Origin of the sequence: Corynebacterium pygosceleis, assembly GCF_016595275.2 — a bacterium.
Lineage (GTDB): Bacteria > Actinomycetota > Actinomycetes > Mycobacteriales > Mycobacteriaceae > Corynebacterium > Corynebacterium pygosceleis.
The window spans coordinates 360,664-387,327 of the sequence record NZ_JAENIQ020000002.1 but is presented as its reverse complement, the minus strand read 5'-3'; the positions used below and the strand labels follow the sequence as shown (position 1 = coordinate 387,327).

General features: G+C 66.5%; 24 protein-coding genes. 15 read left to right on the top strand and 9 right to left on the bottom strand.

From position 1 onward, the window contains the following. The first annotated feature begins 16 nt into the window (after nucleotides 1–16). Nucleotides 17–1,768 carry a proline--tRNA ligase gene (locus JIM94_RS05065; protein WP_200255404.1) on the top strand — a complete coding sequence of 584 codons (1,752 nt, stop codon included), beginning with the start codon at nucleotides 17–19 and terminating at the stop codon, nucleotides 1,766–1,768. A gap of 178 nt (nucleotides 1,769–1,946) precedes the next feature. Next, nucleotides 1,947–2,729 (top strand): glucosamine-6-phosphate deaminase, encoded by a 783-nt coding sequence (nagB, locus tag JIM94_RS05060; RefSeq protein ID WP_200255397.1) that lies wholly within the window; start codon nucleotides 1,947–1,949, stop codon nucleotides 2,727–2,729. Nucleotides 2,730–2,745: 16 nt separating this feature from the next. Here nagB and JIM94_RS11395 read toward each other — a convergent pair whose 3' ends face one another. After that, on the bottom strand, nucleotides 2,746–3,675 hold the full coding sequence (locus JIM94_RS11395) for a DUF4439 domain-containing protein (RefSeq protein WP_200255395.1): 930 nt from the start codon (nucleotides 3,673–3,675) through the stop codon (nucleotides 2,746–2,748). A gap of 50 nt (nucleotides 3,676–3,725) precedes the next feature. Between JIM94_RS11395 and rimP the strand changes: the two genes are divergently transcribed. From rimP to infB, 4 genes are all read left to right on the top strand, one after another. Further along, nucleotides 3,726–4,301 (top strand): ribosome maturation factor RimP, encoded by a 576-nt coding sequence (gene rimP / locus JIM94_RS05050; RefSeq protein ID WP_200255393.1) that lies wholly within the window; start codon nucleotides 3,726–3,728, stop codon nucleotides 4,299–4,301. Then, on the top strand, nucleotides 4,298–5,308 hold the full coding sequence (gene nusA, locus JIM94_RS05045; protein WP_200255391.1) for a transcription termination factor NusA: 1,011 nt from the start codon (nucleotides 4,298–4,300) through the stop codon (nucleotides 5,306–5,308). Before rimP ends, nusA begins: the two co-directional genes overlap by 4 nt. Nucleotides 5,309–5,712: 404 nt before the next feature. Then, on the top strand, nucleotides 5,713–6,057 hold the full coding sequence (locus JIM94_RS05040; RefSeq protein WP_200255384.1) for a YlxR family protein: 345 nt from the start codon (nucleotides 5,713–5,715) through the stop codon (nucleotides 6,055–6,057). A gap of 126 nt (nucleotides 6,058–6,183) precedes the next feature. After that, on the top strand, nucleotides 6,184–9,057 hold the full coding sequence (gene infB / locus JIM94_RS05035; RefSeq protein WP_248085627.1) for a translation initiation factor IF-2: 2,874 nt from the start codon (nucleotides 6,184–6,186) through the stop codon (nucleotides 9,055–9,057). A gap of 185 nt (nucleotides 9,058–9,242) precedes the next feature. Here the strand turns inward: infB and JIM94_RS05030 are convergent, their stop codons facing one another. Next, nucleotides 9,243–10,022 carry an enoyl-CoA hydratase-related protein gene (locus JIM94_RS05030; RefSeq protein ID WP_200255380.1) on the bottom strand — a complete coding sequence of 260 codons (780 nt, stop codon included), beginning with the start codon at nucleotides 10,020–10,022 and terminating at the stop codon, nucleotides 9,243–9,245. 382 nt (nucleotides 10,023–10,404) lie between these two features. On the opposite strand from JIM94_RS05030, the gene rbfA reads away from it, so the two are divergent. The 5 genes from rbfA to JIM94_RS05005 are packed head-to-tail and all read left to right on the top strand — an operon-like array spanning nucleotide 10,405 to nucleotide 14,700. Beyond that, complete coding sequence (gene rbfA / locus JIM94_RS05025; protein ID WP_200255378.1) at nucleotides 10,405–10,839, top strand: 30S ribosome-binding factor RbfA; 435 nt, start codon at nucleotides 10,405–10,407, stop codon at nucleotides 10,837–10,839. Between the two features lie 4 nt (nucleotides 10,840–10,843). Then, nucleotides 10,844–11,830, top strand: a complete 987-nt coding sequence (locus JIM94_RS05020) for a DHH family phosphoesterase (protein WP_248085629.1) — start codon at nucleotides 10,844–10,846, stop codon at nucleotides 11,828–11,830. Continuing rightward, nucleotides 11,827–13,188 carry an MATE family efflux transporter gene (locus JIM94_RS05015; protein ID WP_248085631.1) on the top strand — a complete coding sequence of 454 codons (1,362 nt, stop codon included), beginning with the start codon at nucleotides 11,827–11,829 and terminating at the stop codon, nucleotides 13,186–13,188. Before JIM94_RS05020 ends, JIM94_RS05015 begins: the two co-directional genes overlap by 4 nt. Before the next feature lie 8 nt (nucleotides 13,189–13,196). Then, on the top strand, nucleotides 13,197–14,051 hold the full coding sequence (locus tag JIM94_RS05010) for a metallophosphoesterase family protein (RefSeq protein ID WP_200255376.1): 855 nt from the start codon (nucleotides 13,197–13,199) through the stop codon (nucleotides 14,049–14,051). Further along, nucleotides 14,044–14,700, top strand: a complete 657-nt coding sequence (locus JIM94_RS05005) for a 4'-phosphopantetheinyl transferase family protein (protein WP_200255374.1) — start codon at nucleotides 14,044–14,046, stop codon at nucleotides 14,698–14,700. Before JIM94_RS05010 ends, JIM94_RS05005 begins: the two co-directional genes overlap by 8 nt. Nucleotides 14,701–14,707: 7 nt before the next feature. Here the strand turns inward: JIM94_RS05005 and truB are convergent, their stop codons facing one another. Next, nucleotides 14,708–15,610: a tRNA pseudouridine(55) synthase TruB gene (gene truB / locus JIM94_RS05000; protein ID WP_200255356.1), complete on the bottom strand. Its 903-nt coding sequence runs from the start codon at nucleotides 15,608–15,610 to the stop codon at nucleotides 14,708–14,710. 34 nt (nucleotides 15,611–15,644) lie between these two features. On the opposite strand from truB, the gene JIM94_RS04995 reads away from it, so the two are divergent. Beyond that, nucleotides 15,645–16,631 carry a bifunctional riboflavin kinase/FAD synthetase gene (locus JIM94_RS04995; protein WP_200255354.1) on the top strand — a complete coding sequence of 329 codons (987 nt, stop codon included), beginning with the start codon at nucleotides 15,645–15,647 and terminating at the stop codon, nucleotides 16,629–16,631. A gap of 211 nt (nucleotides 16,632–16,842) precedes the next feature. Then, the gene (gene rpsO / locus JIM94_RS04990; protein WP_200255352.1) at nucleotides 16,843–17,112 is read left to right on the top strand and encodes a 30S ribosomal protein S15; all 270 of its coding nucleotides are present in this window, start codon (nucleotides 16,843–16,845) and stop codon (nucleotides 17,110–17,112) included. A 204-nt stretch (nucleotides 17,113–17,316) separates the two neighbouring features. Here rpsO and JIM94_RS04985 read toward each other — a convergent pair whose 3' ends face one another. The 6 genes from JIM94_RS04985 to JIM94_RS04960 are packed head-to-tail and all read right to left on the bottom strand — an operon-like array spanning nucleotide 17,317 to nucleotide 22,822. Further along, on the bottom strand, nucleotides 17,317–18,672 hold the full coding sequence (locus tag JIM94_RS04985) for an MFS transporter (RefSeq protein WP_234040202.1): 1,356 nt from the start codon (nucleotides 18,670–18,672) through the stop codon (nucleotides 17,317–17,319). A gap of 29 nt (nucleotides 18,673–18,701) precedes the next feature. Beyond that, complete coding sequence (locus JIM94_RS04980) at nucleotides 18,702–19,646, bottom strand: sugar kinase (protein WP_200255349.1); 945 nt, start codon at nucleotides 19,644–19,646, stop codon at nucleotides 18,702–18,704. Next, nucleotides 19,639–20,316 carry an L-ribulose-5-phosphate 4-epimerase gene (locus JIM94_RS04975; RefSeq protein WP_200255347.1) on the bottom strand — a complete coding sequence of 226 codons (678 nt, stop codon included), beginning with the start codon at nucleotides 20,314–20,316 and terminating at the stop codon, nucleotides 19,639–19,641. The genes JIM94_RS04980 and JIM94_RS04975 overlap by 8 nt, the downstream gene beginning before the upstream one ends. Nucleotides 20,317–20,331: 15 nt before the next feature. Continuing rightward, nucleotides 20,332–21,183 carry an L-ribulose-5-phosphate 3-epimerase gene (locus tag JIM94_RS04970; RefSeq protein ID WP_200255345.1) on the bottom strand — a complete coding sequence of 284 codons (852 nt, stop codon included), beginning with the start codon at nucleotides 21,181–21,183 and terminating at the stop codon, nucleotides 20,332–20,334. Then, nucleotides 21,180–21,830, bottom strand: coding sequence for an orotidine 5'-phosphate decarboxylase / HUMPS family protein (locus JIM94_RS04965; RefSeq protein WP_200255343.1), 651 nt, complete (start codon nucleotides 21,828–21,830; stop codon nucleotides 21,180–21,182). The genes JIM94_RS04970 and JIM94_RS04965 overlap by 4 nt, the downstream gene beginning before the upstream one ends. Before the next feature lie 2 nt (nucleotides 21,831–21,832). Further along, complete coding sequence (locus JIM94_RS04960) at nucleotides 21,833–22,822, bottom strand: phosphotriesterase family protein (RefSeq protein ID WP_200255341.1); 990 nt, start codon at nucleotides 22,820–22,822, stop codon at nucleotides 21,833–21,835. Between the two features lie 209 nt (nucleotides 22,823–23,031). Here JIM94_RS04960 and JIM94_RS04955 point away from each other — a divergent pair, with 209 nt between their 5' ends. Next, nucleotides 23,032–23,988 (top strand): sugar-binding transcriptional regulator, encoded by a 957-nt coding sequence (locus tag JIM94_RS04955; protein ID WP_200255339.1) that lies wholly within the window; start codon nucleotides 23,032–23,034, stop codon nucleotides 23,986–23,988. 246 nt (nucleotides 23,989–24,234) lie between these two features. After that, nucleotides 24,235–26,487, top strand: coding sequence for a polyribonucleotide nucleotidyltransferase (locus JIM94_RS04950; RefSeq protein WP_234040200.1), 2,253 nt, complete (start codon nucleotides 24,235–24,237; stop codon nucleotides 26,485–26,487). The last annotated feature ends 177 nt before the right edge of the window (nucleotides 26,488–26,664 follow it).

Genomic DNA, 26,664 nt, shown 5'->3' with positions numbered 1-26,664 from the left:
GGGTATATTGGCGCTCATGATCACACGCATGTCCACCCTGTTCCTGCGCACTCTGCGCGACGACCCGGCCGAGGCCGAGGTCCCCAGCCACAAGCTCCTGGTCCGCGCCGGGTACATCCGTCGCGCCGCTCCCGGGGTGTACTCCTGGCTCCCGCTCGGCCTGCGCACGCTCCGGAAGATCGAGGGCATCGTGCGCGAGGAGATGGAGGGTATCGGCGGCCAGGAGATCTGCCTGCCGGCGCTCCTTCCCCGGGAACCCTATGAGCGGACCGGACGGTGGACCGAATACGGCGACAACCTGTTCCGGCTCAAGGACCGTAAGGGCGGCGACTATCTTCTGGGACCGACGCACGAGGAGATGTTCACCGGCCTGGTGAAGGACATGTACTCCTCGTACAAGGATTTCCCGGCGATCCTCTTCCAGATCCAGACGAAGTACCGCGATGAGGAGCGTCCTCGCGCGGGTATTCTCCGGGGCCGTGAGTTCACGATGAAGGACTCCTACTCGTTCGACATGAGTGACGAGGGACTGAACGCCGCCTACATGAAGCACCGTCAGGCGTACATCAACTCCTTCGACCGCATGGGGATCGACTACGTCATCTGCGCCGCGACATCCGGTGCGATGGGTGGATCGGCCTCGGAGGAGTTTCTCGCGGTCTGCGGGAACGGTGAGGACACCTTCGTCCGTGCGACGGAGGGGGACTACGCGGCGAACGCGGAGGCCGTGATCACTCCGCGGGCCGAGGAGAAGCCGATCGAGGGACAGCCCGCAGCCCTCGAATACGACAGCCCCGACTGCGAGACCATCGACAAGCTGGTGGACTGGGCGAACGCTGCCGGGGTCGGTGTCGGCGGCCGCGAGGTCACCGCCGCGGACACGCTGAAGTGCATCGTGGTGAACATCACCCGCCCCGGTGAGGAGCCGGAACTGACCGGCATCCTCGTTCCCGGTGACCGTGAGGTCGACATGAAGAGGCTGGAGGCGTCGGTGGAGCCCGCAGCCGTGGAACTGGCCTCCGACAAGGACTTCGCCACCACGCCGTTCCTGGTCAAGGGCTACGTCGGTCCGCGCGGTCTGGCGGCGAACGGGGTGACGATCCTCGCCGACCCGCGGGTCGTCTCCGGGACGTCCTGGATCACGGGTGCCGACGCCGAGGGACGGCACGTGGTCAACTGTGTCGCCGGCCGTGACTTCACCCCGGACGGGTACATCGAGGCCGCCGAGATCCGGGAGGGGGACCCCGCCCCGGACAACCAGGGCACTCTGCGTCTGGCACGGGGTATCGAGATCGGTCACATCTTCCAGCTGGGACGCAAGTACTCCGAGGCGCTGGAGCTGCAGATCCTCGATGAGAACGGCAAGCGCTCCGTCCCCACCATGGGGTCCTACGGAATCGGCGTCTCCCGGCTCGTCGCGGTCATCGCCGAGCAGCGCCACGATGAGAAGGGTCTGAACTGGCCCGTCGCCGTGGCGCCCTATCAGGTGCACGTCGTCGTGGCCAACAAGAACGCGGAGGCGGCCGAGGCCGCGGAGAAGCTCGCGGGGGATCTGTCGGATTCAGGTGTCGAGGTGCTCTTCGACGACCGGCCGAAGGTCAGTCCCGGTGTGAAGTTCAAGGACTCCGAGTTGCTCGGTATGCCGTTCGTCGTCGTGCTGGGCCGTGGTTTCGCTGACGGTGTCGTGGAGCTGCGGGTCCGGGAAACCGGGGAGACCCGGGAGGTTCCGGTGACCGACATTCTCGAAGAAGTGCGGGCTCTTGTCTGACAACTAGTGGGCGGGTGGCGTCCCTCCGGGAAAAACGGCGGAAGTTTCGGTCTTTCGCCGTTTTCCTGTCTGACACGCGGATACTAGTGTTGAATTGAGGTCACCGCCGTAGCGCGGTGTCTCCCACCGGTATTCCACCGATGGCCAGGACCCACGAGGAGAAAGGACGGCCCCTGACATGGAGGTCATCATCCAGCCCGACGCCGAGTCCGTCGCACGAGTCGCAGCGGACGTCTTCACCGACTACGCGCGTCGTGATTCCGCCACCCTGGGCCTCGCCACCGGCTCGACACCGTTGGCGATGTACCGGGAACTCATCCGCAGGCACCGGGACGGGGACCTGAGCTTCGCGAACTGCCGTGCCTTCCTCCTCGATGAATACGTCGGGCTGCCCCGCACCCATGAGCAGAGCTACTACCGCTTCATCCGGGACAACTTCACCTCGCACATCGACATCCCCGATGCGGACGTGCACAGCCCCGACGGTCTCGCGGACGACCCCACGGCCGCAGGCATCGCCTACGATCAGGCGATCGTCGATGCCGGGGGAGTGGATGTCCAGCTTCTCGGTATCGGGACGGACGGACACATCGGGTTCAATGAGCCCGGTTCCTCCCTGCGGTCGCGGACCAGGCTGAAGACCCTGCACCCCCAGACGATCTCGGACAACGCCCGGTTCTTCGACGACGACGCGGACAAGGTCCCCCACCATGTTCTGACCCAGGGACTGGGGACGATCAGCGACGCCGGTCACCTCCTGCTCCTGGCCACCGGTGCGGGGAAGGCGGAGGCGGTCGCCGCAACCGTGGAGGGGCCGGTGTCCGCACTGTGTCCGGCGTCGATCCTGCAGTTCCACCGGCATGCGACCGTCATCGTCGATGAAGCCGCCGCAGCTGGACTGGCCAACGCCGACTATTACCGCTACGCCTTCGACAACAAGCCTGACTGGCAGCGGATCTGACCGGTTCGGGACGAACTCACGGCAGATCGAACAACCCGGCGGCGGCCGGATCCGTCCCCGCGGCGTCGAGGAGGGGCACGGCGGTGAGCACCGAGGTGGAGCCGGCCAGGACACACCAGGTGCGCCACAGCGCGCCTTCCGCGGTACCGGCCGCGGCCTGCCACATCAGGGCCGAATCGGTGTCTATCCGTACCGCTGCGGCGAGAGCGGAGGCCGGGTCCTCCGGGGTCTCCGCCCCGGAGGCCACCGTGTACCCGGCGGCGGGCACCGGGGGATCCGCGTCGGGAACCGTTGCCAGCAGGCCGCGGAGCGCCTCAGCCAGATCCCGGTGTCCCTCGATCGACCGGCCGATCACCTCGGCGACCTCCGGATCCGCCCACGCCTGTGCCACCCCGAGTCCGTAGATCGCCGAGTACTCCCAGTCCAGTGCCTCCCTCGCGGCATCCACGTCGACGGAACCGCCCCCGGATCCCGGATCCATCTCCCGGACGGCCGTCGAAGGATCCGGCGTCGTGCCTGCCAGTACGGCGAGTTCGGCGTGCATCCGTGCGACCCGGGGGACCGACTCGGTCGGTATTTCACCGAGTTTTCCGATGATGAACTCCGCCGAACCCGGGAGAACCGCTGACGGGTCCCCACCCGTCGAGGGATCCCGTTCCGTGGTCTGGGGGAGAACGCAGGATTCCGGCACGGATCCGTCCTCGCGGTGGCCGCACAGCCTCCGGATCTCCCCGTCGAGTTCCGCGGCGTGGCGTTCGCGTGCCTCCGCACCCCGGGGGTCGGTACCGGAGAGCACGGAGACGTCCGCGTGGGCGTCCGCCGAGAGTGCGGAGAGCGCGGGGTCCGGCTCGGGGGTGGGGGTGATGTGGCAGCCCGAGAGCCCGCCGGCCAGGAGCAGGGCGGTGACGGGTGCCGCCAGGCGATGACGGAAGTTGCAGCGTTTCACGGCGGATCAGTGTACCCGGGTCGGTGGACCGGCACGGTAGTGTTGGCCCCATGGCATTCCCAACTGAACAGACCCTGACTGAACTCGTCGCGCCGATCGCCGGTGCGCACGCACTGGACGTCGAGAATCTCCGGGTGAACCGGGCCGGGGCGAAATCCTCCGTGACGGTCGCCCTCGACGGGGACGACCGTCCGGACCTCGATCTCCTGGAGGGCATCTCGCAGGAGATCTCCGCGGCCTTCGATGCGGCAGAGGAACGCGGCGACATCGAGTTCGGCGGGCAGGGGTACACGCTCGAAGTGGGGACGCCGGGGGTCGATCACCCGCTCACCGCACCCCGGCACTGGCGCCGGAACCGGGGACGGCTCGTCGCGCTCACCCGAGGGGGGCGCACCGAAATCGCCCGTATCGGCGCTCTCGACGAGGGTGGGAACTCCGTCATCCTGATCCGCCGCCCGGAGAAGGGACGGAAGGGCGTCACGGTTGACACGCTCCGACTCGCCGAGCTTGGAGCCGAGGCCACCGCAGTGGTAGAAATTGAGTTTTCACAACCGCCCGCGGCAGAAGTCGCGCTGGCGGATCTCAGTTACGAAGACGCGCTGTCCAAGCGGGAGGAAGACAAGTGAATATTGACGTCGCGGCATTGAAGAGCATCGAGAAGGAACGCGGTATCGGCGTCAACGACATGCTCACCACCATCGGACGGGCACTTCTCCAGGCGTATCACGCGCACAACGGGGACAGTGCGGACGACAACACCCGGGCGCGCATCGACATTGATCCGGCCACCGGTTCCGTCGCGGTCATCGTCACGGAGTACGACGCGGAGGGCGCCGTCGTCAGTGAGTTCGACGACACCCCGAACAACTTCGCGCGGGTGTCCGCCGGAGCGGTGCGGGACGCGATCATCCGCCGTATGCGTGACGCGGAGAACGAGCGTGCCTTCGGGGAATACGCGGAGTTCGAGGGCAAGGTCATCAGCGGTATCGTCCAGGCTGACGCCCGTGCCAACGAACGTGGGATCGTCGTCGTCCGTCTCGGGACCGAGGTCGACGGCCAGGACGGCGTCCTGCTGCCCGCGGAGCAGATTCCCGGTGAGAAACTGAGGCACGGTGACCGTGTGAAGTGCTACATCGTCGGCGTCACCAAGGGGCAGCGCAACCTCCAGATCAACCTCTCCCGTACGCACCCAGAACTGGTCCGCAGGCTGTTCGAACTCGAGGTTCCGGAGGTCGCCGACGGTTCGGTCGAGATCACCGGCATCGCCCGGGAGGCCGGGCACCGGTCGAAGGTGGCGGTCCGTGCGACCGTCAAGGGCCTCAACGCCAAGGGGGCGTGCATCGGTCCACGTGGCCAGCGTGTCTCCAACGTGATGGGTGAGTTGGGCGGCGAGAAGCTGGACATCATCGACTATTCCGAGGATCCCGCGGAGTTCGTCGGAAACGCGCTCGCACCGTCGAAGGTGGTGCGGGTGGAGGTGCTCGATCCGGAGATGCAGGTCGCCCGGGTCACCGTGCCGGACTACCAGCTGTCGCTGGCGATCGGCAAGGAAGGTCAGAACGCGCGTCTCGCCGCGCGTCTCACGGGATGGAAGATCGACATCCACTCGGACGCCGACACCGACGGTCACTGAGTCGGACGTCCGTTGCCCGGTGATGTGCGCGGTGATCACCGTCGGAGATGACACCGTTGTGATTCCTCCGGTGGGTTCCCCGTGTTCCCCGCCCGCTTCCCCTGTTCCGGGGGAAGCGGGCGGGTTCACATTCGGAGGTGTTTTCGAGTAGGCTTGTATGAGGCCCGTGCCGACGACGTGCATGATTTTCCGTCATGAACTCCGGGACGCCGTGACTTCCGTGAAACTTCCCCGTATTTTTCCCGGATCACCGGATTCCCGGGACCTGCGTCGTCACCACCGGAAGATCATCATCCGGAGAAGCGTGGGGCGACATCACAGGGAATCGTGACAGGGAAGATTTTCCCTGTCCGACACACCGCCGGATCACACCGGCGGTGGACACCGCTGCAACGAGGAGACGAATGCGACAGACCGGAGCCAGTGCCGAGGCACCCGCCGGTATTCGCGTACGCACCTGTATAGCGACCCGTGAACGCAGAGCGGACACGCAGCTGCTGAGGATAGTCGCCGACGCTTCCCGTTCCGGCCGTCTCATCCCGGATCCGGCACGCCGGAAACCGGGACGGGGCGCATGGCTCACACCGAGCCTGGAGGCACTGGAGCTGGCAGAGAAAAGGCGCGCGTTCAACCGTGCGCTGCGGGTGTCCACCCCCGTGGACACCGAGGCGGTACGAACCTGGTTACGGGAACATGCCGCTGAACCACCTACCCCAGGAAAGACACGAACACTGATGAGCACACGATGAAGCATCAGCGATGAACGTCACACGCAACATCTTCAGGCGCTCGGAGAACCCGGCAGCCTGCTGATCTGAAGAACGCGCGGTCCGCCGGCCTTCGATCCGCCTGGAGCTAAACCTACGAGGAGAGAAGTGCCCGGAAAGCTACGTGTACATGAGCTCGCCAAGAAGCTCGGTATTACAAGCAAGGAACTGCTTGCCACGCTCAAAGAGCAGGGCGAGTTCGTCAAGACAGCATCATCGACCGTTGAATCACCGGTCGTGAAGAAGATGCAGTCCTACTACGCCGACAAGGGTGTCGGCGTCGACAATGAGGGTGGCGACAAGCCCGCCACCGACAAGAAGACCTCCACCGCCCCCGCGAAATCGGGGGCTAAGCCCGGCTCCGCACCGAAACCCGGTGCGGCTGCCGCGAAGCCCGCCGCCGCGGCGAAGCCCGCCGGAAAGTCCGTGCCGACTCCCGCAGAGGCCGTCGCGAAGGCGAAGAACGAGACCGCGGCGCCGGCGAAGAAGCCGTCCGCGCCGACTCCGGCTGACGCTGCTCCCGCCGCGACCGCTGAGGCATCCTCCACGGCCGAGGCGAAGAAGCCCGCCGGGGACAAACCCGCCTCCGAGGGACGTTCCCCGATGCCGCGTCCCATGGCGAAGCCCGGTCCGAAGCCCGGAGCACGCGCACCCCGCGTCGCCAACAATCCCTTCTCCACCGGTACCGAGCGCACCCAGCCCCGTCCCGGTGGCGGCCCGCGTCCCGGTGGCGGTCCCCGTCCCGGCGGCGGCCCGCGTCCCGGCGGTGCCCAGGGCGGACGCCCCGGTGCCGGTGGCCCGCGTCCCGGTGGCGGTCCCCGTCCCGGTGGCCCGCGTCCCGGCGGTGCCCAGGGCGGACGCCCCGGAACCGGTTCCTCCCCGGAGCGTCAGGGCGGTGGGCGTCGTCCCACCCCCGCGATGATGCCGGAGCGCCCGAGCCCGGGCGCCATGCCGCAGAAGTCCGCCGGTGGCGGACGCTCCGGTGGACCCGGTGGGCGTGGCCCCGGTGGTCCCGGCGGCTTCGGTCGCGGTGGCGGCGGACGCGGCGGACGTCGCGGTGGTACCGCCGGCGCATTCGGGCGTCCCGGTGGCGCTCCGCGCCGTGGACGCAAGTCGAAGCGGCAGAAGCGCAACGAGTACGAGGCGATGCAGGCCCCGAACGTCGTCAGCGGCGTTCGTCTGCCCGACGGTCGCGGCGCGAAACTGCGTCTCGCCCGGGGTGCCTCCCTGTCCGATTTCGCCGACAAGATCGACACCGACGCATCGAGCCTGGTGCAGGTTCTGTTCAACCTCGGCGAGATGGTCACCGCGACGCAGTCCGTGTCGGACGAGATCCTGGTGCTCCTCGGCGAGGAGATGAACTTCAAGATCGAGGTCGTCTCCCCGGAGGACGAGGACCGCGAGCTGCTGGAGTCCTTCGACCTGCAGTTCGGTGAGGACGAGGGCGACGAGGAGGAGCTCGCCAAGCGTCCTCCGGTGGTCACCGTCATGGGCCACGTCGATCACGGTAAGACCCGACTGCTCGACACGATCCGCAAGACCAACGTCGGCGGTGACGAGGCCGGCGGAATCACCCAGGGCATCGGTGCCTACCAGGTGACCGTCAACCTCGAGGACCAGCCCCGTGCCCTGACGCTGCTGGACACCCCCGGTCACGAGGCGTTCACCGCCATGCGTGCCCGTGGTGCCAAGGCGACGGACATCGCGATCCTCGTGGTCGCGGCGGATGACGGAGTCATGCCGCAGACGGTGGAGGCCATCAACCACGCCAAGGCCGCCGAAGTGCCCGTCGTCGTCGCGGTGAACAAGATCGACAAGGAGGGCGCGTCCCCGGACAAGATCCGCGGACAGCTCACCGAGTACGGCCTCGTTCCCGAGGAGTACGGCGGCGACACCCAGTTCGTCGACATCTCCGCGAAGCAGGGCACCAACATCGAGGCGCTCCTCGAAGCCGTTCTGCTCACGGCCGACGCCGAACTCGAACTCGTCGCCAACCCCGACATGGACGCCCAGGGTGTCGCCATCGAGGCACACCTCGACCGTGGCCGTGGCCCCGTCGCCACCGTCATCGTCCAGCGCGGTACCCTCCGCGTCGGTGACTCCATCGTCGCGGGTGACGCCCACGGTCGTGTCCGTCGCATGGTCGACGAGTACGGCAACGACGTCGAGGAAGCCGGTCCGTCGCGTCCGGTCCAGGTCCAGGGACTCAGCGCGGTCTGCGGTGCCGGTGACAACCTCCTCGTCGTCGAGGATGACCGCATCGCCCGTCAGATCGCCGACAAGCGTGCCGCGCGCAAGCGCAACGCGCTCGCCGCACGGAGCCGCAAGCGCGTCTCCCTCGAGGATCTGGATGCGGTGCTCAAGGAGACCTCGACACTCAACCTCATCCTCAAGGGCGACAACGCCGGCTCCGTCGAGGCGCTGGAGGAGGCCCTGCTCAAGATCGAGGTCGACGACGAGGTGCAGCTGAACATCATCGACCGTGGTGTCGGTGCGATCACGCAGACCAACGTCTCGCTGGCCGCGGCGTCGGACGCCGTCATCATCGGCTTCAATGTCCGTGCCGAGGGCAAGGCCACGGAGGAAGCGAACACCGAAGGCGTCGAGATCCGCTACTACTCGGTCATCTACCGGGTGATCGAGGAGATCGAGCAGGCCCTGAAGGGCATGCTGAAGCCGGTCTACGAGGAGCGGGAGATCGGCCGCGCCGAGATCCGTGCCCTGTTCAAGGCGTCGGCCGTCGGTCTCATCGCGGGTTGCATGGTCGAATCCGGCAAGGTCCGCCGCAATGCGTCGGTCCGCCTCATCCGCGACGGCAACGTCATCGCGGAAAAGGCCACGATCGTCTCCCTGCGCCGCGAGAAGGACGACGCCACCGAGGTGTCCGCCGGTTACGAGTGCGGCATGGTGCTGTCCTACCCGGACATCTCCGTCGGTGACATCGTCGAGGCCTACGAGCAGGTCGAGGTTCCCCGCGACTGATCCGGCAACCGGGTCGCGTCGACGGTTCCCCCGGGCCGTCGACGCGGACACGGCAGCCCCCGTCCGTGACGGGACGTTCACCTTCAGTGGTGGACGCTCCGCCGGGCGGGGGCTGTTCCGTGCGCGGGCATCCGGGATGAACGGGGTCGCCCGGGGTCGGGTGGGCCCCTGCTCCCCGTTGATGATCAGCGGTGCCTGAACTCCGGATTCTCCTTGTTCATGAACGCGGTCATCCCGGTCGTCTGATCCTCGGAGGCGAACACCGAGTGGAACATCCGGCGTTCGTAGCGGACCCCCTGCTCCAGGGTGTTCTCGTACGCCGCGTTGATCACCTCCTTCACCATCGTGGCGGCGATCTTCGATTTCGAGGCGATGACCCGGGCGGTCTCCATCGCCTCCGTGAGGGCCTCCCCGGCGGGGACGACACGTGCGACGAGCCCCGCGCTCTCGGCCTCATCCGCCTCCATCATCCGGCCGGTGAGGCACATCTCCATGGCCTTCGCCTTGCCGATCGCGCGCGTCAGGCGCTGGGAGCCGCCCATCCCGGGAATCACACCGAGGTTGATCTCCGGTTGCCCGAACCTGGCCTTCTCACCCGCGATGATGAGATCGCACATCATGGCCAGCTCGCACCCGCCACCGAGTGCGTAACCGTCCACCGCGGCGATCACGGGTGTGCGCAGTCGCGTGAAGTCCTCCCACCGGGCGAAGAAGTCCAGGGAGTACATGTCGGTCGCCGACTTCGAGGCCATCTCCCCGATGTCCGCACCGGCGGCGAAGGCCTTGCCGCCGGCTCCGGTGAGGACGATGCAGCCGATCCCGTCGTCGCGGTCGAGTTCCGTTCCGGCGGAGACCACCTCGTGCATGGTCTCGCTGTCCAGGGCGTTGAGGACCTCCGGACGGTTGATCGTGATGACGGCGACACGTCCGTCCCGTTCAATGGTGAGGGTGTTGTAGGTGGTCATGGTCTCTCCCTGGGGTTCTCCGGTCGTCGTGGGCTGGGGCGTGCCTGTGAGGCCGGGAACCGTACGGACACACAGGTCATCCACCACCGTGCGTACCTGAACCGTCGTTCCCCGACAACTCCGGGTGGAGGGTCCCACCAGCACATCAGCCCCGTTCGTCGGGTCGGTTCGGGAGTCGCGGTCACGGATGCACCCGGGCGCCGCCTCCACCGTTGCACCGGGTAGAATCGTCCTCCGAACAGCCGCCCGGGTGCAGTCGTCCACAGGCGGAGAACGGAGTGCGGTGTCGTGCACCGTCTCCGACCGGCACCGACCGCACGGGGTGGGCCTAAGTACGGGGCGTAGTGTCACAGCCCCACCGGAATCATGAGGAGTCCCGACCATGGTCGACCACGCCCGCGCCGCCAGAATGGCGAAACGTATCCAGATGATCGTCGCGACCGCGATCGAGAACCAGATCAACGACCGTCGGCTGGAACTCATCACCGTCACGGACTGCAAGGTGACCGGCGATCTCCACGAAGCGACCGTCTACTACACGGTCCGTGGTGCCACCATCGACGAGGATCCGGACGTGCCCGCGGCCGCCGAGGCCCTCAAGAGGTACCGGGGTCAGCTCCGCAAGATCGTCGGTGACGATCTCGGGGTGCGCTTCACCCCGACGCTCGTCTTCGCGCACGACACGGTGCCGCAGACCGCCAACCACATGGAGCAGTTGCTCGCGAAGGCGCGGGCCCGCGACGAGGAACTGGCCAAACTCCGTGAGAACGCCCGACCCGTGGGCGACGAGAACCCCTACCGCACCGGGGAGAACTGACATCGTGGCGGACCGTGGTTTCACCGCCGCCGACAAATTGGCCGATCCGGCGGAGATCTCCACCGCAGTCGTCGTCGGGCACATCCGGCCCGACGCCGACGCGATCGGCAGCGTGTGCGCGACGGTTGCCGTCCTCCGACAGCGGGGCATCGACGCGACCGGTGTCATCGGACAGCGGGAGCCGATCGCGACCAACCTGTACACGATCCCGGGGTGTGCCGACATTCAGCTGGTGGAACGCCTCCCCGAAGCGGATCTCGTGGTCACGGTCGACTGCGGGGATCTCGGACGCACCGGAACCTGCGCGGAGGGCATCGGTGCCCACGACCGTGTCCTGGTGATCGACCACCATTCGTCGAACACGGGTTTCGGAACCGTCGACGTCATCGACCCGGCGGCGGAATCGACCACCGCCATACTCCACCGCTGGTTCACCGCATCCGGTGACGGGATCGACCGTGACGTGGCGCACGCCCTCTACGCGGGACTGGTCACCGACACCGGAAGTTTCCGGTGGGGAGGAGCCGGCATGCACCTCCTGGCCGCGGACCTCATCGGCCGTGGCGTCGACACCCGGGCGGTCGCCGTCGATCTCATGGATGCGACGACCCCGGAATCCCTGAGGATCATCGGGCGGGTGCTCGCCGGGGTCGAGACCCATCCCGACGGCCCCGGGGTGACGGTGCTCACGGCCGATCACGCGACCATCACGGAAACGAACCCCGAGACGATCGAGTCGCTCACCGAATTCATCCGGGCGACCGGTCAGGGGGTCGGTGTGCTGCTCAAGGAGAATCTGCCCGGTGTCTGGTCAGTTTCGTTCCGTTCGACGGACCATGACGTCGCCTCCGTGGCGACGTCGCTCGGCGGTGGAGGACACCTCCTGGCCGCCGGTGCGACGGTCCGGGGAACCAGGGGGACGGTCCTGGCGGCGGTTCGTCGTGCCGTCGGCGGACACGCCCACCCGTACACACCGGAGAACGACGCGTGAGCGACAGGACGGCCAGGAACCTGGAGAAGGTGAGCGTCGGAGAGATCCTCGGTCTGGCCCTTCCCGCGTTGGGGGTCCTCGCGGCGACCCCCCTCTACCTGCTCTTCGACACGGCGGTGGTGGGGCGTCTCGGGCGGCACGAACTCGCGGCGCTCGGGGCCGCCACCACCATTCAGGCGATGGTCACCACCCAGCTGACCTTCCTCAGCTACGGGACCACGGCGCGTTCCGCACGGCTCTACGGCGCGGGGAAGAGGCGGGACGCGGTCGGCGAAGGAGTTCAGGCGACCTGGGTCGCACTCGCCGTCGGGCTCGTGATCGCGGTGGTGATCCTCGCCGGAGCGGCGCGGTTCACCGGATGGCTGGCCGACGACGCGGTCATCGCGGAGGAAGCAACCACCTGGCTGCGGGTCGCGGGTCTCGGCATTCCGCTGATACTCGTGACGATGGCCGGAAACGGATGGCTGCGGGGGATCCAGAACACCCGGCTCCCGTTGTGGTTCACACTCGCCGGAGTCCTGCCCTCGGCGGCTCTGGTGCCCTACCTCGTCGGGCACCACGGCATCGTCGGTTCAGCCTGGGCCAATCTCACCGGCGAGTCCATCACCGCGATCCTGTTCCTGATCTGCCTCTCCAGGATGCACGGAGGAGGCTGGCGTCCGAACCCCGGGATCATGCGCAGACAGCTGGTGATGGGGCGGGATCTCATCGCCCGCTCCCTGTCCTTCCAGGTCGCGTTCATCTCCGCAGCCGCGGTCGCCGCGCGATTCGGGGCGGCGTCTCTCGCGGCCCACCAGGTGATGCTGCAGCTGTGGAACTTCCTGTCCCTCGTCCTGGATTCCCTCGCCATCGCCGCCCAGGCACTGACAGGTGCGGCACTCGGTGCCGGTACCTCCGGCCTGGCGCGGAAGGTCGGGACCCGGGTGACCGTCTTCTCCTGCGGTATGGCCGCCGTCCTGGCCGCCGTGTTCGCACTCGGACACTCCCTCATCCCCGGACTGTTCACGACCGACGGGGAGACGTTGCGCGCCATGGCCGGCCCCTGGTGGTTGATGGTCGCGATGATCGTCGCGGGTGGTGTGGTGTTCGCTCTCGACGGCGTTCTGCTGGGGGCCGGGGACGTCGCCTACCTGCGTAACGCCACGATCGCCTCCGTGCTGCTCGGCTTCGTTCCGGGGGTATGGCTCGCGCTGTTCACCGGGACCGGTCTCACCGGCGTCTGGTGCGGCCTGACGGCCTTCATGCTCCTTCGGCTCGGGTTCGTGGTACGGCGCTTCCGCTCCATGAGATGGGCCCTGCCGGACGGTGCCGTGGTGGGGGACGGGAACGATGACCGGGTCGGTGCGGGTACGGCATAATGAACCCCATGCCCCAGTCCTCCCGAGCACCCGGCGGCACCGACCGGCCGGGTACCGTCACGCAGACACTGTGGGCTGTCGCGGATCTGCACGGGGCCGTGAAGGACAACGCCGGGATGATCGACTCGATCCGGCCGCGTGACCCGTCGGACTGGCTGATCGTCGCGGGGGACGTCGCCGAACGCACCGAACTGGTCCTGCAGATCCTGAACCGGCTCCGGAAGCGGTTCGCCTGTGTGATCTGGGTGCCCGGCAACCACGAACTGTTCTGCCGTTCGACGGACCGGTACCAGGGGCGTGCCAAATACGACGAACTCGTGGCCGGATGCCGGAAGATCGACGTTCTCACCCCGGAAGACCCGTACCCGGTGTTCGACGGGGTGACAGTGGTACCGCTGTTCACCCTCTACGACTACTCCTTCCGGAAGACCGGTTCCACGGTGGAACAGGCCGTTCAGGCCGCCCACGACCGGCAGGTGGTGATGACCGACCAGTTCGCCATCGCCCCGTTCGTCGACATCCGTGCGTGGTGCTGGGACCGTCTGGCGTACTCGATCAAGCGGCTCAGCAAGGTCTCCGGTCCGACGATCCTCATCAACCACTGGCCACTGGTCATAGAACCGGTGAAGAAGCTGGCGTTCCCGGAGCTCTCCCTCTGGTGCGGCACCCGCCACACACGTGCCTGGGCGCAGCGGTACGGGGCGCGTTCCGTCATCTACGGACACCTGCACACCCCGGGGACGACGGTGGTCGACGGTGTCCCGCACACGGAGGTGTCCCTCGGTTACCCGAGGGAGTGGAACCGGCACCTGCAGGGGGAGTGGACCTGGCCGTATCCGGTGATGGAGGTGCGGGATGCTTGACGGTGACCTGTTCCCGAACTCCGCCAGGTTCTGCTGGGTGAAGACCGAGATCGGGGTGAACGACCTCACCAACTTCAACGGGCTGCACCCCCTGGAGAAGGCCCTGGTGACCCATTCCCTCGATGTCCGTAAGGCGGAGTTCGGTGACGCCCGCTGGTGCGCGCACCGGGCACTGGAGCAACTCGGGCGGGAGACGGGCGCACCGATTCTGCGGGGCGAACGGGGAATGCCGCTGCTCCCGCCCGCGGTGTCCGGTTCCCTCACCCACACCGAGGGGTTCCGTGCGGCTGTCGTCGCCCCGTCACTGCTGGTCCGTTCGCTCGGACTGGACGCTGAACCCCTCGAACCCCTCCCGGAGGGGATCCTCGGTTCCATCGCACGGGAAGGCGAACTTCCGCAGTTGAAGAAGTTCCGGGACGCGGGGATCAGGGGCGCCGACCGTCTGTTGTTCTGCGCGAAGGAGGCCACCTACAAAGCGTGGTTTCCGTTGACCCACCGCTGGCTGGGCTTCGAGCAGGCGGAGATCGACCTGCGGGTCGACGGCACATTCGTGTCGTACCTGCTCGTCCGCCCGACACCGGTGCCCTTCATCTCGGGCCGGTGGGTGATGCGGGACGGATACGTCATCGCGACGACGGCGATCACCTGACGCCGGTTCAGAGTGTCGACGGGCGCGCGACGAACACCGTGGCCAGACGCTTCCCGGTCTCCCTGACCAGTGCCACGGAGCGGCCGTCAGGGGTGACGGCGGCGTGAACGCCCTTCAACCCGCGCGGTTCCAGCCACTTTCCCATTGCCAGGGCGGAGCCCTCCTCCTCCGTGACCCCGAGCACCGGGAAGGAGACGGCCAGAGCCTCATCGAGGCTCAGGGACAGTTCCGGGTGTTCCGTGATCTCCGCGAGCGGTTGCGCCCGGGTGACGTCGAACGGGCCGACGGAGGTCCGTCGGAGCGCGGTCAGATGGCCGCCCACCCCGAGTGTCGCGCCGAGATCACGGGCGAGGGAACGGATGTAGGTGCCGGAGGAACAGAGGACGTCCACGTCGATGTCGATGGATCCCGCGTTCCGGCGGAGATCCGTGACCTCGAGGCGGTGCACGGTGACCGGACGGGCCGGTATGTCCACGGTCTCTCCCGCCCGCACCCGCTCATGTGCGCGCTTTCCGTCTATCTTGATGGCACTGACGGCACTCGGTTTCTGCATGATGTCACCCCGCAGATCAGCGAGCCCCGCGGCGATCGCCGCGTCGTCGAGTCCGGTCACCGTGTCGGCTGCGGCGGTGGAGACGGTCTCCCCCTCGGCGTCATCCGTCGTCGTCGCGGAACCGAGTCTGATGGTGCCGGTGTAGGACTTCGTCTCCGCCACGAGGTGCGCGAGAAAACGGGTTCCCCGTTCGACACCGACGACGAGGACCCCGGTCGCCATCGGGTCGAGGGTTCCCGCGTGGCCGACCCTCCTGGTCCCGAACGCCCTGCGGAGGCGGGCGATCACATCATGGGAGGTCAAACCCGCGGGTTTGTCCACGACAACGAGTCCGGAAGTGGCGAGGGGATCAGTCATGCGGACAGTTTAGGCGATCACGTACCCTGTACCGGTGGACATTTGGCACGGACTCGAGAAGATACCCACCGACCTCGACGGGTCGGTGGTGACCATCGGCGTCTTCGACGGGGTTCACCGGGGTCACCGTCGGCTCATCGCGGCGGCAACCCGACGGGCCCGGGAATGCGGCCTGCCCTCGGTTCTCATGACGTTTGACCCGCACCCGATGGCGGTGTTCGCACCGGACAGGCTTCCCCCGATGCTCGGTACCGTCGCCACCCGGGCGGATCTCGCCCGGGAGCTGGGGGTGGACCACATGCTCGTCGTCCCCTTCACCGTGGACATGGCGAAGCAGAGCCCCGGGGAGTTCGTCAGGGGCGTCCTCGTGGACCGGCTCAGAGCGGACACCGTCGTCGTCGGGGAGAACTTCACCTTCGGGCACCGGGCCTCCGGGAACACCGACACCCTCCGTGAACTGGGGGAGCGTCACGGGATCAGGGTGGATGTCCGGGAGCTTCTCACGGAGGACGGGATCACCATCTCGTCCTCCGTGATCCGGGGGCTCCTGCGTGAGGGGGACGTGGCCCGGGCCAACTGGGCGCTCGGACGTCCCTTCCGCCTGTCCGGTGAGGTCGTCCGTGGAGCGGGGCGCGGTGGTCGGGAACTCGGCTATCCGACGGCGAACCTGTACTTCCCGGAGTCCGTCGCCGTGCCCGCCGACGGGGTCTACTGCGGATGGTTCACCCTCTGTGATGATCCGGCTGCCGGCCCCGTTGACGGGGACATGGAAACGGGGGTCCGCTACGTCACCGCCATCTCCGTCGGAACGAATCCCACGTTCGGTGACGAGCGTCGGAGCGTCGAGGCGTTCGTGCTGGACCGGGAGGCCGACCTCTACGGCAGGCACTGCGCGGTCGACTTCATCGAGCACCTGCGGGGTATGGAGAAGTTCGACGGTGTCGATGAGCTGCTCACCGCCATGGACCGGGATGTCCGACGTACCCGGGGGATCATGGAACGGCACCGGTCGTCCGAATGACGGTGCCGGGGTCGTCGTGCTATGGTTGACGGAGGTTTGCGACTGCGGTCCACAGCAGTTGCTCCCCGTGTGCGGAAAGCGGTGTTATCCTCCGGAATCCGGTTGACGTCGGCTCGATGACGGCTTGATGTCGGCTTGATGAAGATAGAGAACAAACCCGGCACACGGAATTTTTCATGTGGACTGAAATTATGTAAGAGGAGAACACTCCGTGGCACTTTCCACCGAGCAGAAGAAGTCCATCCTGGCCGAGTACGGCCTGCACGAGTCCGACACCGGTTCGCCGGAGGCTCAGATCGCTCTGCTGACCACCCGAATCCGTGAGCTCACCGAGCACCTCAAGTTCCACAAGCACGACCACCACTCCCGTCGCGGCCTGCTCCTGATGGTCGGTCGCCGTCGTGGCCTGCTGAAGTACCTGAAGGAGAACAACGTCGATCGTTACCGCGATCTGATCTCCCGCCTGGGTCTGCGCCGCTGATTTCGGTGCACCCCTGATACGGCACCGCCGCCCCGGATTCATCCGGGGCGGCGGTTTCGTCGTTTCCGTGCCCCCGTCGCGGGGCCGGCCCGTGTGCGTCGGGTCCGGGGAACACCTGCGGGAACGGGTGACACCGGATCGGTGGGACCGATCCGGTGTCAACGTCGTCAGCGGGGGACACAGCTGCGGTGTCCGGTGGTGAGATCAGATCTTCTCCAGCTGCAGGGCCTTCGTCTCCTTGGCGAAGAGGTAGGTGATGCCACCGAGCGCGAGCAGTGTGGCGAACAGGAAGAACGCCGGGGGCACCGCATCGAGTGTGACGTCCTGTTTGATGGCCGAACCTCCGATGAGGAAGCCCATGAGCGCGGGCCCGAAGATCTTGGCAGTGGCCCCGATGCCGTAACCGAGGCCGAGTCCCGTCGAGCGCACATCATTCGGGAACTGCTCCGCACCGAAGGCGTTGAGGATGCCGAATGCTCCGTCACCGAACATCATCGCGATGAGGACACCGATGAAGAACACCGTTCCGGTCGAGGCCGTGGCGGAGATGACGCAACCGGCGGCCCCCAGCATGCCGAAGCTGAACATCACCCATCGGCGACCGATGATGTCGGACAGCCACGCTGAACTGAGCCGGCCGATGATGTCCGCGAGCGAGACGAAGGTGAACATCATTCCGACCATGGAGGCGGTGTAACCGAACCCGTCCTTGAGCAGGGTCTGTCCCCAGGACTGGATGGTGAAGGAACCGAGGATGAAACAGAAGGAACCGAAGGTTATCAGCGCCAGTGACTTCTTGTGGGCCCCGAAGACCTTGCTGAAGCTGGCGGAGTTCTCCTTCTTCAGTTCAGGAAGTTCACCGACCTCCGAGACGGGAACCATCAGCGCCCAGGCGTAGGCCTGTCGGGCTTCCTCGGCGCGGCCGTGCGTCTGGAGGAAACGGGGTGATTCGGGTACCCGGGCCAGCCAGAACAAGAGAAACACCGGGATCACGCCGAGGGCGATCAGGCCACGCCAGCCGATGGGCTCGGCGAGCCACTGCTGTGCCTGTGCACCGAGGAGCAGGCCGACGGGAATGAACACGGAGGCCAGTCCCGCCAGGAGGCCACGATGCTTGGCGGGCACGAATTCCTGGACGTAGGGGATCGAGGTGATGTTCAGGCCACCGACTCCGATGCCGACCCCGATCCGCAGGATGGCGAGCAGCCACCATCCCCGGTCCGGTGTGATGATGCACAGTGCGGTGAAGACGACCAGGAGAACGATGCACCACAGGAATGCGCCCTTGCGGCCGACCTTGTCGGCCAGGCGTCCCCAGAGGATGGCTCCGGCCACGGTTCCGAGCCCGGAACAGGCGAGGATGACCCCGGCCTCGAATCCCGAGAGGTGCCACGGTTTCACCAGGAGGGACACCACGAAACCGATGAGGAAGATGTCGAAGAATTCGGCGATGTTGCCCATGATGACGAGGCCGACGATGGACTTCTGGTTCCGGGTGAGTTTCCGGGAGTCGATCTGGCTGGCGGCCGTCATCACCGGCACGGTGGGTGTGTTGGACATGGGGTTATCCTTAATCTCTGGACAGTCCGCTAGCGGATGATGTCGGCGGTGGTGGGGATGGAGAGTTCTGCCGGGTTGATTCTGGTCAGGTCACCGTGGTGGGTGAGCGCGTACTTCGCGATCGCCTTGCCGAATTCGACCCCCCGGCGCATGTCCCCGGAAAGGAAACCGTGCAGGCAGCCGGCGACGAAGCTGTCTCCGGCGCCCGGTCGGTCGACGACCGGTACCATCTCGACGTTGACGCTGCCCTCTCCCCGGTCGTCGGAGTAGTACACCGGATTCGTCTGGTCCGTCGACACGACGAATCTGGTACCGAAACGTTCCCGGAGGGCCCTGGCGCACCCCGGCCCGTCGCCGGTGACACCGAAGACGATCTCGGCGTCGCGGCGTGAGCAGAACAGCGCCGTGGCTTTCTCGGCGATCGGGGTGAGCACCTCCGCCGCCTTCTCCGGGGACCAGAGGAGGCCCCGGTAGTTCACGTCGAGAACGACATCGATGCCTCTCTCGGCGGCCCTCTCGACGAAGTGCGTGATGACCGCACCGGTCTCGTCCGTGAGTGCCGCCGTGATGCCGGTGACGAAGACGAGTCTGGTGTCCAGCATCGAATCCCAGTTGACGTCGTCGACGCCGATGTCCCGGAACGGTGTGTGCTGGCGGTCGTAGATCACCCGGGACGGCATCGGTGATTTACCCGGCTCCATGAAGTAGAGGGCGGTGCGACCCTCCGGAACACGGATCATGTTGGAGAGGTCCACCCCGACGGCACGGTACTCGGAGAGACAACGCTCGGCGAGATCGCCTTCCGGCAGTATCGAGCACCATGATGTGGAACGCCCGAGCTGTGAGAGGACCCCGCACACGTTCGCCTCCGAGCATGCGGCGTTGAGGAGGACCTTGGTGGAGTTGAGGAGACGGCGGCCTTCGATCACCGTCAGTCGTATCTGGCCTTCGCCAATGGATGTGATGTCAAACATTTCCGGTCACCCCTTCGGATGCTTGGGCTGTCCCGTAGCGGTGCGTGTAGCGGTCGAAGTTGGCCGCTATCTCCTCCTCGGGCAGCGGGATTGGAGTACCCATGAGCCGTGCGGCCCACATGGTGCGGGCGACGTCCTCGACCATCACGGCGGCCTGGAGGGCCTTCTGGATTCCGGGGCCGATGGTGAAGACACCGTGTTGTTTCATGAGGATCGCCGGTGAACGACCGATACTGCGGAGGATCTCCTCACCGATCGCGTCACCGCCGATGCGGGCGTAGCCACCGCAGGGGACCGGCCCACCGAACTCGTCTGAGATCGCGGTGAGGCAGCACGGGATCTCTTCCCCGAGGGCCGCCCAGGCGGTGGCGTAGGTTGAGTGGGTGTGGACGACGGACTTCACGTCGTCGCGGCCCCGGTAGATGCCGAGGTGCGAGGAGGTGTCCGAGCTCGGGCCGTGGATACCCTCGATGATGCGTCCGTCGAGGTCGACGACGACCATGTCCTCGGGCGTCATGTCCGTGTAGAGCCTGCCCGACGGTTTGATGACGATCCGGTCACCGGAGTCCGCGAGAGCGGAGAGATTTCCTCCGGTCCAGGCGACGAGACCGTGCCGGGGTAGCGCGAGGTTTCCCTCGCAGACCTGTTCCCGTAGTTCCCTGAGCATCATGTGGAATGATCTCCTTCACTGTAGGGGTTGCACGGTGCAACCGGCGGAAATGAGTTTTTCTTCGATGAATCTTCTGGCTCTCTCGCAGGTCGCCGGCGAGTCGGGGGAGTCGTCGTTCCACATTTCGAGCATGATCCGACCGTCCCAGTCCTGTCTCTTCAGCTCCGCGAACGCCGCGTCGAAATCCGCGACGCCGGTTCCGAAGAAGATCCGGCGTGGTTCACCGGGAAGGACGTCCTTGACGTGCAGGGCGACCATGTGTCCGCGTCCCGCGGCCAGCTCCTCGGTGGCGTCTCCGCCGTGTTCCGCGATGTTCCCGACATCGGGGTAGATCTGCACCCACGGACTGGCGCACTCGTGGACGACCGACATCGCGTCCTGGACGGAGGAGATGTCGTGGCCGTCGACATTCTCGATCGCGAGGATGACACCCCTGTGAGCGGCGTGCGGGACAGCGTCCTTCAGCGTGTCGATGTACCGGCTACGGCTCTCCGGATCGTCATCCTCGTAGTAGGCGTAGTAGCCGGCGACCTGCACCACCGACACACCGAGGTCATGGGCGAGGTCGATACCTTTCCGGTACACGTCCCGCGCCTGCGCCCTGACGGCGGGATCGGCGGAACCCGGCATGATCCGCCTGTGCAGTGAGAGACAGATCCCACCGATCTGGACCCCTGCCGTGTGCGCCGCGTCACGGACGCTGCGGCGTTCCTCCTGGGACCAGTCGAGGCGGGCTGCCCGCTCGGGTGTCTCGTCGACGGAGAGATCGACGAAATGGAAACCCCCTGCCCGGACCTGCCCGAAGAACTCGGGCCACGGGGCACTGACGAGGGCCTTCTCGTAGATTCCGAGGCGGATGGTGCTCATGGCCAGACCCGACCGATCGCCCGCTGCAGGTTGAGTGCGGAGGCTTCCGGATCCTCCGCCTGCATGATCTCGCGGCCGGCGATGACCACCCCCACCGGACGGCCGGTGAAGACATCGAGTTCCGCGGCCTTGATCCCGCCCGTCACGGTGACGGTGAATCCCATGTCCGCCAGTTCGCTGACCCGCTCGATGTCCTCGTCTCCCCAGGACAGATCGCCCGCGGCCTCCCTGTCACGGGAACGTTTCACGATGACGTGCCGGACACCGAGGTCCCGCCAGGCCCGAGCACGGTCCGGCGAGTAGACCTCCCCGAGTTCGACCTGTACCTCTCCGTCGTACTCGGCCGCGACCTTGACGACCTGACCGATGGTGGACAGGGAGGCACCCGCGACGCAGGAGACCCAGTCCGCACCCGCCTCGAAACACTGGCGGGCGATGAGGCTGCCCGCCTCGGCGATGCGGACATCGGCGAGGATCGTCTTCTCCGGGTACAGCGCCCGGATCTCCCGGACCGCCCGGAGCCCCTCGGCGATCACGAGGATCGTCCCGCACTCGATGATGTCGACGTGTTCGACCGCCTTGTTCAGGGGGCCGAGAGCGGAGACCATGTCGGGGGAGTCAACCGCCACCTGCAACCGTGGTGCCATGACTACCGCGCTCCCCGCATGGTGAAGAACTTCTGGCCGTTGGTCACGAGCAGCTGATGGACGTACCCCGGATCGAAGCCCTCGTCGATCATGCGGGGACCGTCGACGGCCGGGTTGAAGTCGACACCTGTCACGGCGCCGTAGGCCTTCTGGTAGCTCCGCTTGCCGGAGTCGGTTCCCAGCAGGATACGGTCACCGTATCCCCGGTCGCCGAGTTCCTTCAGTTCCATCATGCGGTTGGACTCGGGCTGGTACTTGATGCGGTATGTGCCGTCGATCTCCAGCCAGACGCCGGTGTCGAGGATCTGCCGGAGGTAGTAGACGTCGGCGTTGCGCTGGATGTGTCCGATCGCGATCTGGTCTGCGGGCACCCCCATCCGGATCAGTTCCTGTGCCTGATCGAGTCCGCACGTGCCGTAGGTGGTGTGGGTGTTGATCGGTGCTCCGGTCTCGACGGCAGCCTTCGCACAGGCTTCCATGCACTTGCGTTCGAAGGGCGTGATCTTTCCGTAGGCCGTCGCCACCTTGATGCAGCCCGCCTTGTACCCGGTGCGGTCGACGATGGGGCCGGAGTAGTCGTGCCTGTCGATTCCCTCGGTGATGTCCGCGATCAGGAGATCCGCGATCTGGTCGACGCTGTAGCGGCTCACCCAGTGGGACTGTGTCTCGAGGTAGACGTGTTCACGGTGGAAGCCCGTGGTCGCCACGATCTGGAGACCCGGGACACGTCGGTTGACCTCGGCGAGCTTGTCGAGGTCACGGCCGCAGTTGGCGGGGCACATGTCGACCACGGTTCCGCCGTCCGCCCAGTTCTTCGAGGCCTCGACGAAGTAGGTGGCCTCCTCGACGGCCTTGTCCACGTCGGCGAGCTGGTGATCGGCGTCGATGTAGACCTCGCCCGCACCGACCCGGATCAGGTGGTCGTGGGCGTTGACCACACCGAGGGTCTCAGGGGCTACGTCTCCGAGAATGGTCCGTACGAACTGTGACATAGTTTACTCCTCAAAATGACGCGGAAAAGGCGGTTTGCCTGAGTCGTACGCTGCCAGAAGTGCAGCAGTGGCGGGAGGGTCGTCGTGCACAGATGTGCGGTTACTTCTGCATCAAAACCACTAATTCGTCCGTTTTGCCAGGTTGGTGTGGCTATGGTGGAGGTGTAGCGGATTAACTGATCGGAGAGGTTGCAACTATGTGCGCGGACATGAGAGGGAATGAACGGCAGAGGGTCGAGGAGATCCTCACCGTCGCGAGGCTCTACTACGAACAGCACCTCTCGCAGAGCGAGATCGCCGAACAGCGGTTCTGCTCGCGGTCGAGGGTGTCCCGTCTGCTGAAGGAGGCGAGGGAACGGCACATGGTCCGGACGACGGTCCACCATCCCCTGGAGCAGTCGTTCGAACTCGAGCGTCAACTCCGTCGTCACCTCGGGTTGGAGAGGGTGTTCGTCGCCTCGTCCTCGGGTGAGAACACCGCACCCCATGATGTGGGCAGGCTCGCGGCCGACATCATCGAGAGCGCGGGACACCGGCAGGCGGTGGTCGCGCTGTCCAACGGCCGGTCGGTCGCGGCCGTGGTTGAATCGATGCCGCAGCAGAACTGGCCGTTGTCCGTCGTCTGTCAGATGGTCGGTTCCTACGGTGGATCGGAGCACCACGCCGTCGACGCGCCCGATCTCACCCGCCGGCTGGCCGCGAAGTTCGGTGGAGGGTACCGGTTGCTCCCCGTGCCGATCGTGCTGCGCTCCGCGACCGCGGCCCGCTGGGCCCGGCGGGAGGAGATGATGGTGACCACCCTGGAGCTCGCCGCCCGCGCGGACATCGCCGTCGTCGGGGTCGGGTCGGTGGGGCAGGGGAACGCGAGTGCGCTGCTTCAGCCCTTCATCACGCCGCAGATCACCCGTGATCTCCGGAGGTACAAGGTCGTGGCGCATTTCTCCGGGCACCACTTCGATGTGAAGGGCAGGCACGTGCACACCCCTCTCTGCGACCGGACCATCTCCCTGGAGCCGGAGCGGTTGAGGAAGATCGATCTGCCCCTGGTGGTCGCCTGGGGGTGGGAGAAGGTTGCCGCCATCTCGGCGATCGCGCGGTCGGACGTCAATCCGGCCCTCGTCACCGACAGTGCGACGGCGGCACTGCTCCTGGATTACCGGCCCTAGCGCGGTGGTGTTCCCGGTCCGTCCTGTGCTGCGTCGTGGCCGTGGAGAACCCGTGTCCGGTTGTCCCCGGGTGTCGACCGTGTCCCCGTCGCCGGATGTGCCGTGGGGGTGATTTTTCGGTCGGACGAAAAATCCGGGTGAGGTGGTCCGATGTGCTGGTAGTCTTGTACGGAGCCTTCCACGAAGAAGACATGAACGGCGACACCGAAGATCGCCGAGCGGAAGGCCAGGAAAAGGAGAACTCGCTTGCGCGACGTTACTATCAACAATGACACCGAATTCGGAATCGTCGAGGCCACCGCCACGATCGACAACGGTGATTTCGGTACCCGCACCATTCGCCTCGAGACGGGCCAGCTGGCCCGCCAGGCAGGTGGATCAGTCACCGCGTACCTCGATGAGGGCACGATGCTGCTGGCCACCACCACCGCCTCCGGCAATCCCCGTGAGGGATTCGACTTCTTCCCGCTGACGGTCGATGTCGAGGAGCGCATGTACGCCGCCGGACGGATCCCCGGCTCGTTCTTCCGCAGGGAGGGACGTCCCTCCACCGAGGCCGTCCTCGCCTGCCGTCTGATCGACCGCCCGCTGCGCCCGACCTTCGTCAAGGGGCTGCGCAACGAGGTCCAGTGCGTGATCACCGTCCTGTCGATGGACCCGAAGGACATGTACGACGTCGTGGCGATCAACGCCGCGTCCGCAGCCACCCAGCTCTCGGGTCTGCCGGTGTCCGGCCCCGTCGGTGGTGTCCGGATGGCGCTCGTCGTCGACGAGAAGCACCCGAAGGGTCAGTGGGTCGCTTTCCCGACCCACGAGCAGCACGCCCAGGCACTGTTCGAGATCGTCGTCGCCGGACGCATCGTCCCCGGTAAGAAGGGCGGAAAGAAGGGCGGCGGTGACGACGTCGCGATCATGATGGTCGAGGCCGGAGCCACCGAGAACGTCGTGGCACGCGTCGCCGAGGGTGCGCCCGCACCGACGGAGTCCGTCGTCGCCGAGGGACTCGAGGCCGCGAAGCCCTTCATCGAGAAGCTCTGCGAGGCGCAGCGTCTGCTGGCCAAGGAAGCCGCGAAGGAGACCCAGGAGTTCCCGCTCTTCCCGCCGTACGCCGACGACGTCTACGCCGCGGTGGAGAAGAAGGCCAAGTCCAAGCTGACGAAGCTGATGTCCATCGCCGGCAAGCAGGACCGCGACGACGCCACGAACGAGCACATGGCCGAGATCGAGGCCGAGCTCATCGAGAAGTTCCCGGAGCGCGGCAAGGAGATCCGCAACGCCTACAACGCGGTGATGAAGGCCGTCGTCCGGCACCGCATCCTCACGGACCACTTCCGTATCGACGGTCGCGGTATCACCGACATCCGCGATCTCGGTGTCGAGGTCGATCTGATTCCCCGCGCACACGGTTCCTCGCTCTTCGAGCGCGGTGAGACGCAGATCCTCGGTGTCACCACCCTGGACATGCTGAAGATGGAGCAGCAGATCGATTCGCTGTCCCCCGTCGACCACAAGCGCTACATGCACCACTACAACTTCCCGCCGTACTCCGTCGGTGAGACCGGTCGTGTCGGTTCGCCGAAGCGCCGTGAGATCGGCCACGGGGCGCTCGCCGAGCGTGCCGTCCTGCCGGTGCTCCCGACCCGAGAGGAGTTCCCGTACTCGATCCGTCAGGTGTCCGAGGCCCTCGGCTCCAACGGTTCGACCTCGATGGGGTCCGTCTGCGCGTCGACGCTGTCGCTCTACAACGCCGGTGTCCCGCTGAAGGCCCCCGTGGCCGGTATCGCCATGGGGTTGGTGTCCGACGAGGTCGACGGAGAGACCCGCTACGTGGCGCTCACCGACATCCTCGGTGCCGAGGACGCCTTCGGCGACATGGACTTCAAGGTCGCCGGCACGGAGGAGTTCATCACCGCCCTCCAGCTCGACACCAAGCTCGACGGCATCCCCTCCGAGGTGCTCGCCGGCGCGCTGTCCCAGGCCCGCGACGCCCGCCTGGCGATTCTCGAGACCATGTCCGAGGTCATCGACGGTCCCGACGAGATGAGCGCCCTCGCACCGCGCATCGTCACGGTCACCGTGCCGCAGTCCAAGATCGGTGAGGTCATCGGCCCGAAGGGCAAGACCATCAACTCGATCACCGAGGACACCGGCGCGAACATCTCCATCGAGGACGACGGCACCATCTACGTGTCCGCGTTCTCCGGGGAGGCAGCCGACGCCGCGATCGAGAAGATCAACTCCATCGCCAACCCGCAGATGCCGAAGGTGGGGGAGCGGTTCCTCGGAACCGTCGTCAAGACCACCAACTTCGGTGCCTTCGTCTCCCTGCTGCCGGGACGTGACGGACTCGTCCACATCTCCAAGCTGGGCGGCAAGAAGCGGATCGAACGCGTCGAGGACGTCGTCAACGTCGGCGACAAGATCCAGGTCGAGATCCTGGACATCGACAACCGCGGGAAGATCTCCCTCGCGCCCGTCGAGGACGACGCCGCGGAGTAGTCACCATCCCGGCGGACACGCCGACCAGAGCCACCGCCCCGGCGGGTGGATTCCCGACGGAATCCGCTCCACCCGGGGCGGTGGTCCGCTTTGTGTGACGGGCCCGCCGGCGCCGGCAGCCGGTACCGCTCCACCCACCGGGGCGCACCCCCGGAGAAACCGGGCGGTCACGGTGCC

What these genes read in the sequence shown, in the direction of transcription:
- JIM94_RS05065 (WP_200255404.1), top strand. Translation starts at nt 17, where the DNA reads ATGATCACACGCATGTCCACCCTGTTCCTGCGCACTCTGCGCGACGAC.
- nagB (WP_200255397.1), top strand. Translation starts at nt 1,947, where the DNA reads ATGGAGGTCATCATCCAGCCCGACGCCGAGTCCGTCGCACGAGTCGCA.
- rimP (WP_200255393.1), top strand. Translation starts at nt 3,726, where the DNA reads ATGGCATTCCCAACTGAACAGACCCTGACTGAACTCGTCGCGCCGATC.
- JIM94_RS05040 (WP_200255384.1), top strand. Translation starts at nt 5,713, where the DNA reads ATGCGACAGACCGGAGCCAGTGCCGAGGCACCCGCCGGTATTCGCGTA.
- JIM94_RS05030 (WP_200255380.1), bottom strand. Translation starts at nt 10,022, where the DNA reads ATGACCACCTACAACACCCTCACCATTGAACGGGACGGACGTGTCGCC.
- rbfA (WP_200255378.1), top strand. Translation starts at nt 10,405, where the DNA reads ATGGTCGACCACGCCCGCGCCGCCAGAATGGCGAAACGTATCCAGATG.
- JIM94_RS05010 (WP_200255376.1), top strand. Translation starts at nt 13,197, where the DNA reads ATGCCCCAGTCCTCCCGAGCACCCGGCGGCACCGACCGGCCGGGTACC.
- JIM94_RS05005 (WP_200255374.1), top strand. Translation starts at nt 14,044, where the DNA reads ATGCTTGACGGTGACCTGTTCCCGAACTCCGCCAGGTTCTGCTGGGTG.
- truB (WP_200255356.1), bottom strand. Translation starts at nt 15,610, where the DNA reads ATGACTGATCCCCTCGCCACTTCCGGACTCGTTGTCGTGGACAAACCC.
- JIM94_RS04985 (WP_234040202.1), bottom strand. Translation starts at nt 18,672, where the DNA reads ATGTCCAACACACCCACCGTGCCGGTGATGACGGCCGCCAGCCAGATC.
- JIM94_RS04980 (WP_200255349.1), bottom strand. Translation starts at nt 19,646, where the DNA reads ATGTTTGACATCACATCCATTGGCGAAGGCCAGATACGACTGACGGTG.
- JIM94_RS04975 (WP_200255347.1), bottom strand. Translation starts at nt 20,316, where the DNA reads ATGATGCTCAGGGAACTACGGGAACAGGTCTGCGAGGGAAACCTCGCG.
- JIM94_RS04970 (WP_200255345.1), bottom strand. Translation starts at nt 21,183, where the DNA reads ATGAGCACCATCCGCCTCGGAATCTACGAGAAGGCCCTCGTCAGTGCC.
- JIM94_RS04965 (WP_200255343.1), bottom strand. Translation starts at nt 21,830, where the DNA reads ATGGCACCACGGTTGCAGGTGGCGGTTGACTCCCCCGACATGGTCTCC.
- JIM94_RS04960 (WP_200255341.1), bottom strand. Translation starts at nt 22,822, where the DNA reads ATGTCACAGTTCGTACGGACCATTCTCGGAGACGTAGCCCCTGAGACC.
- JIM94_RS04955 (WP_200255339.1), top strand. Translation starts at nt 23,032, where the DNA reads ATGAGAGGGAATGAACGGCAGAGGGTCGAGGAGATCCTCACCGTCGCG.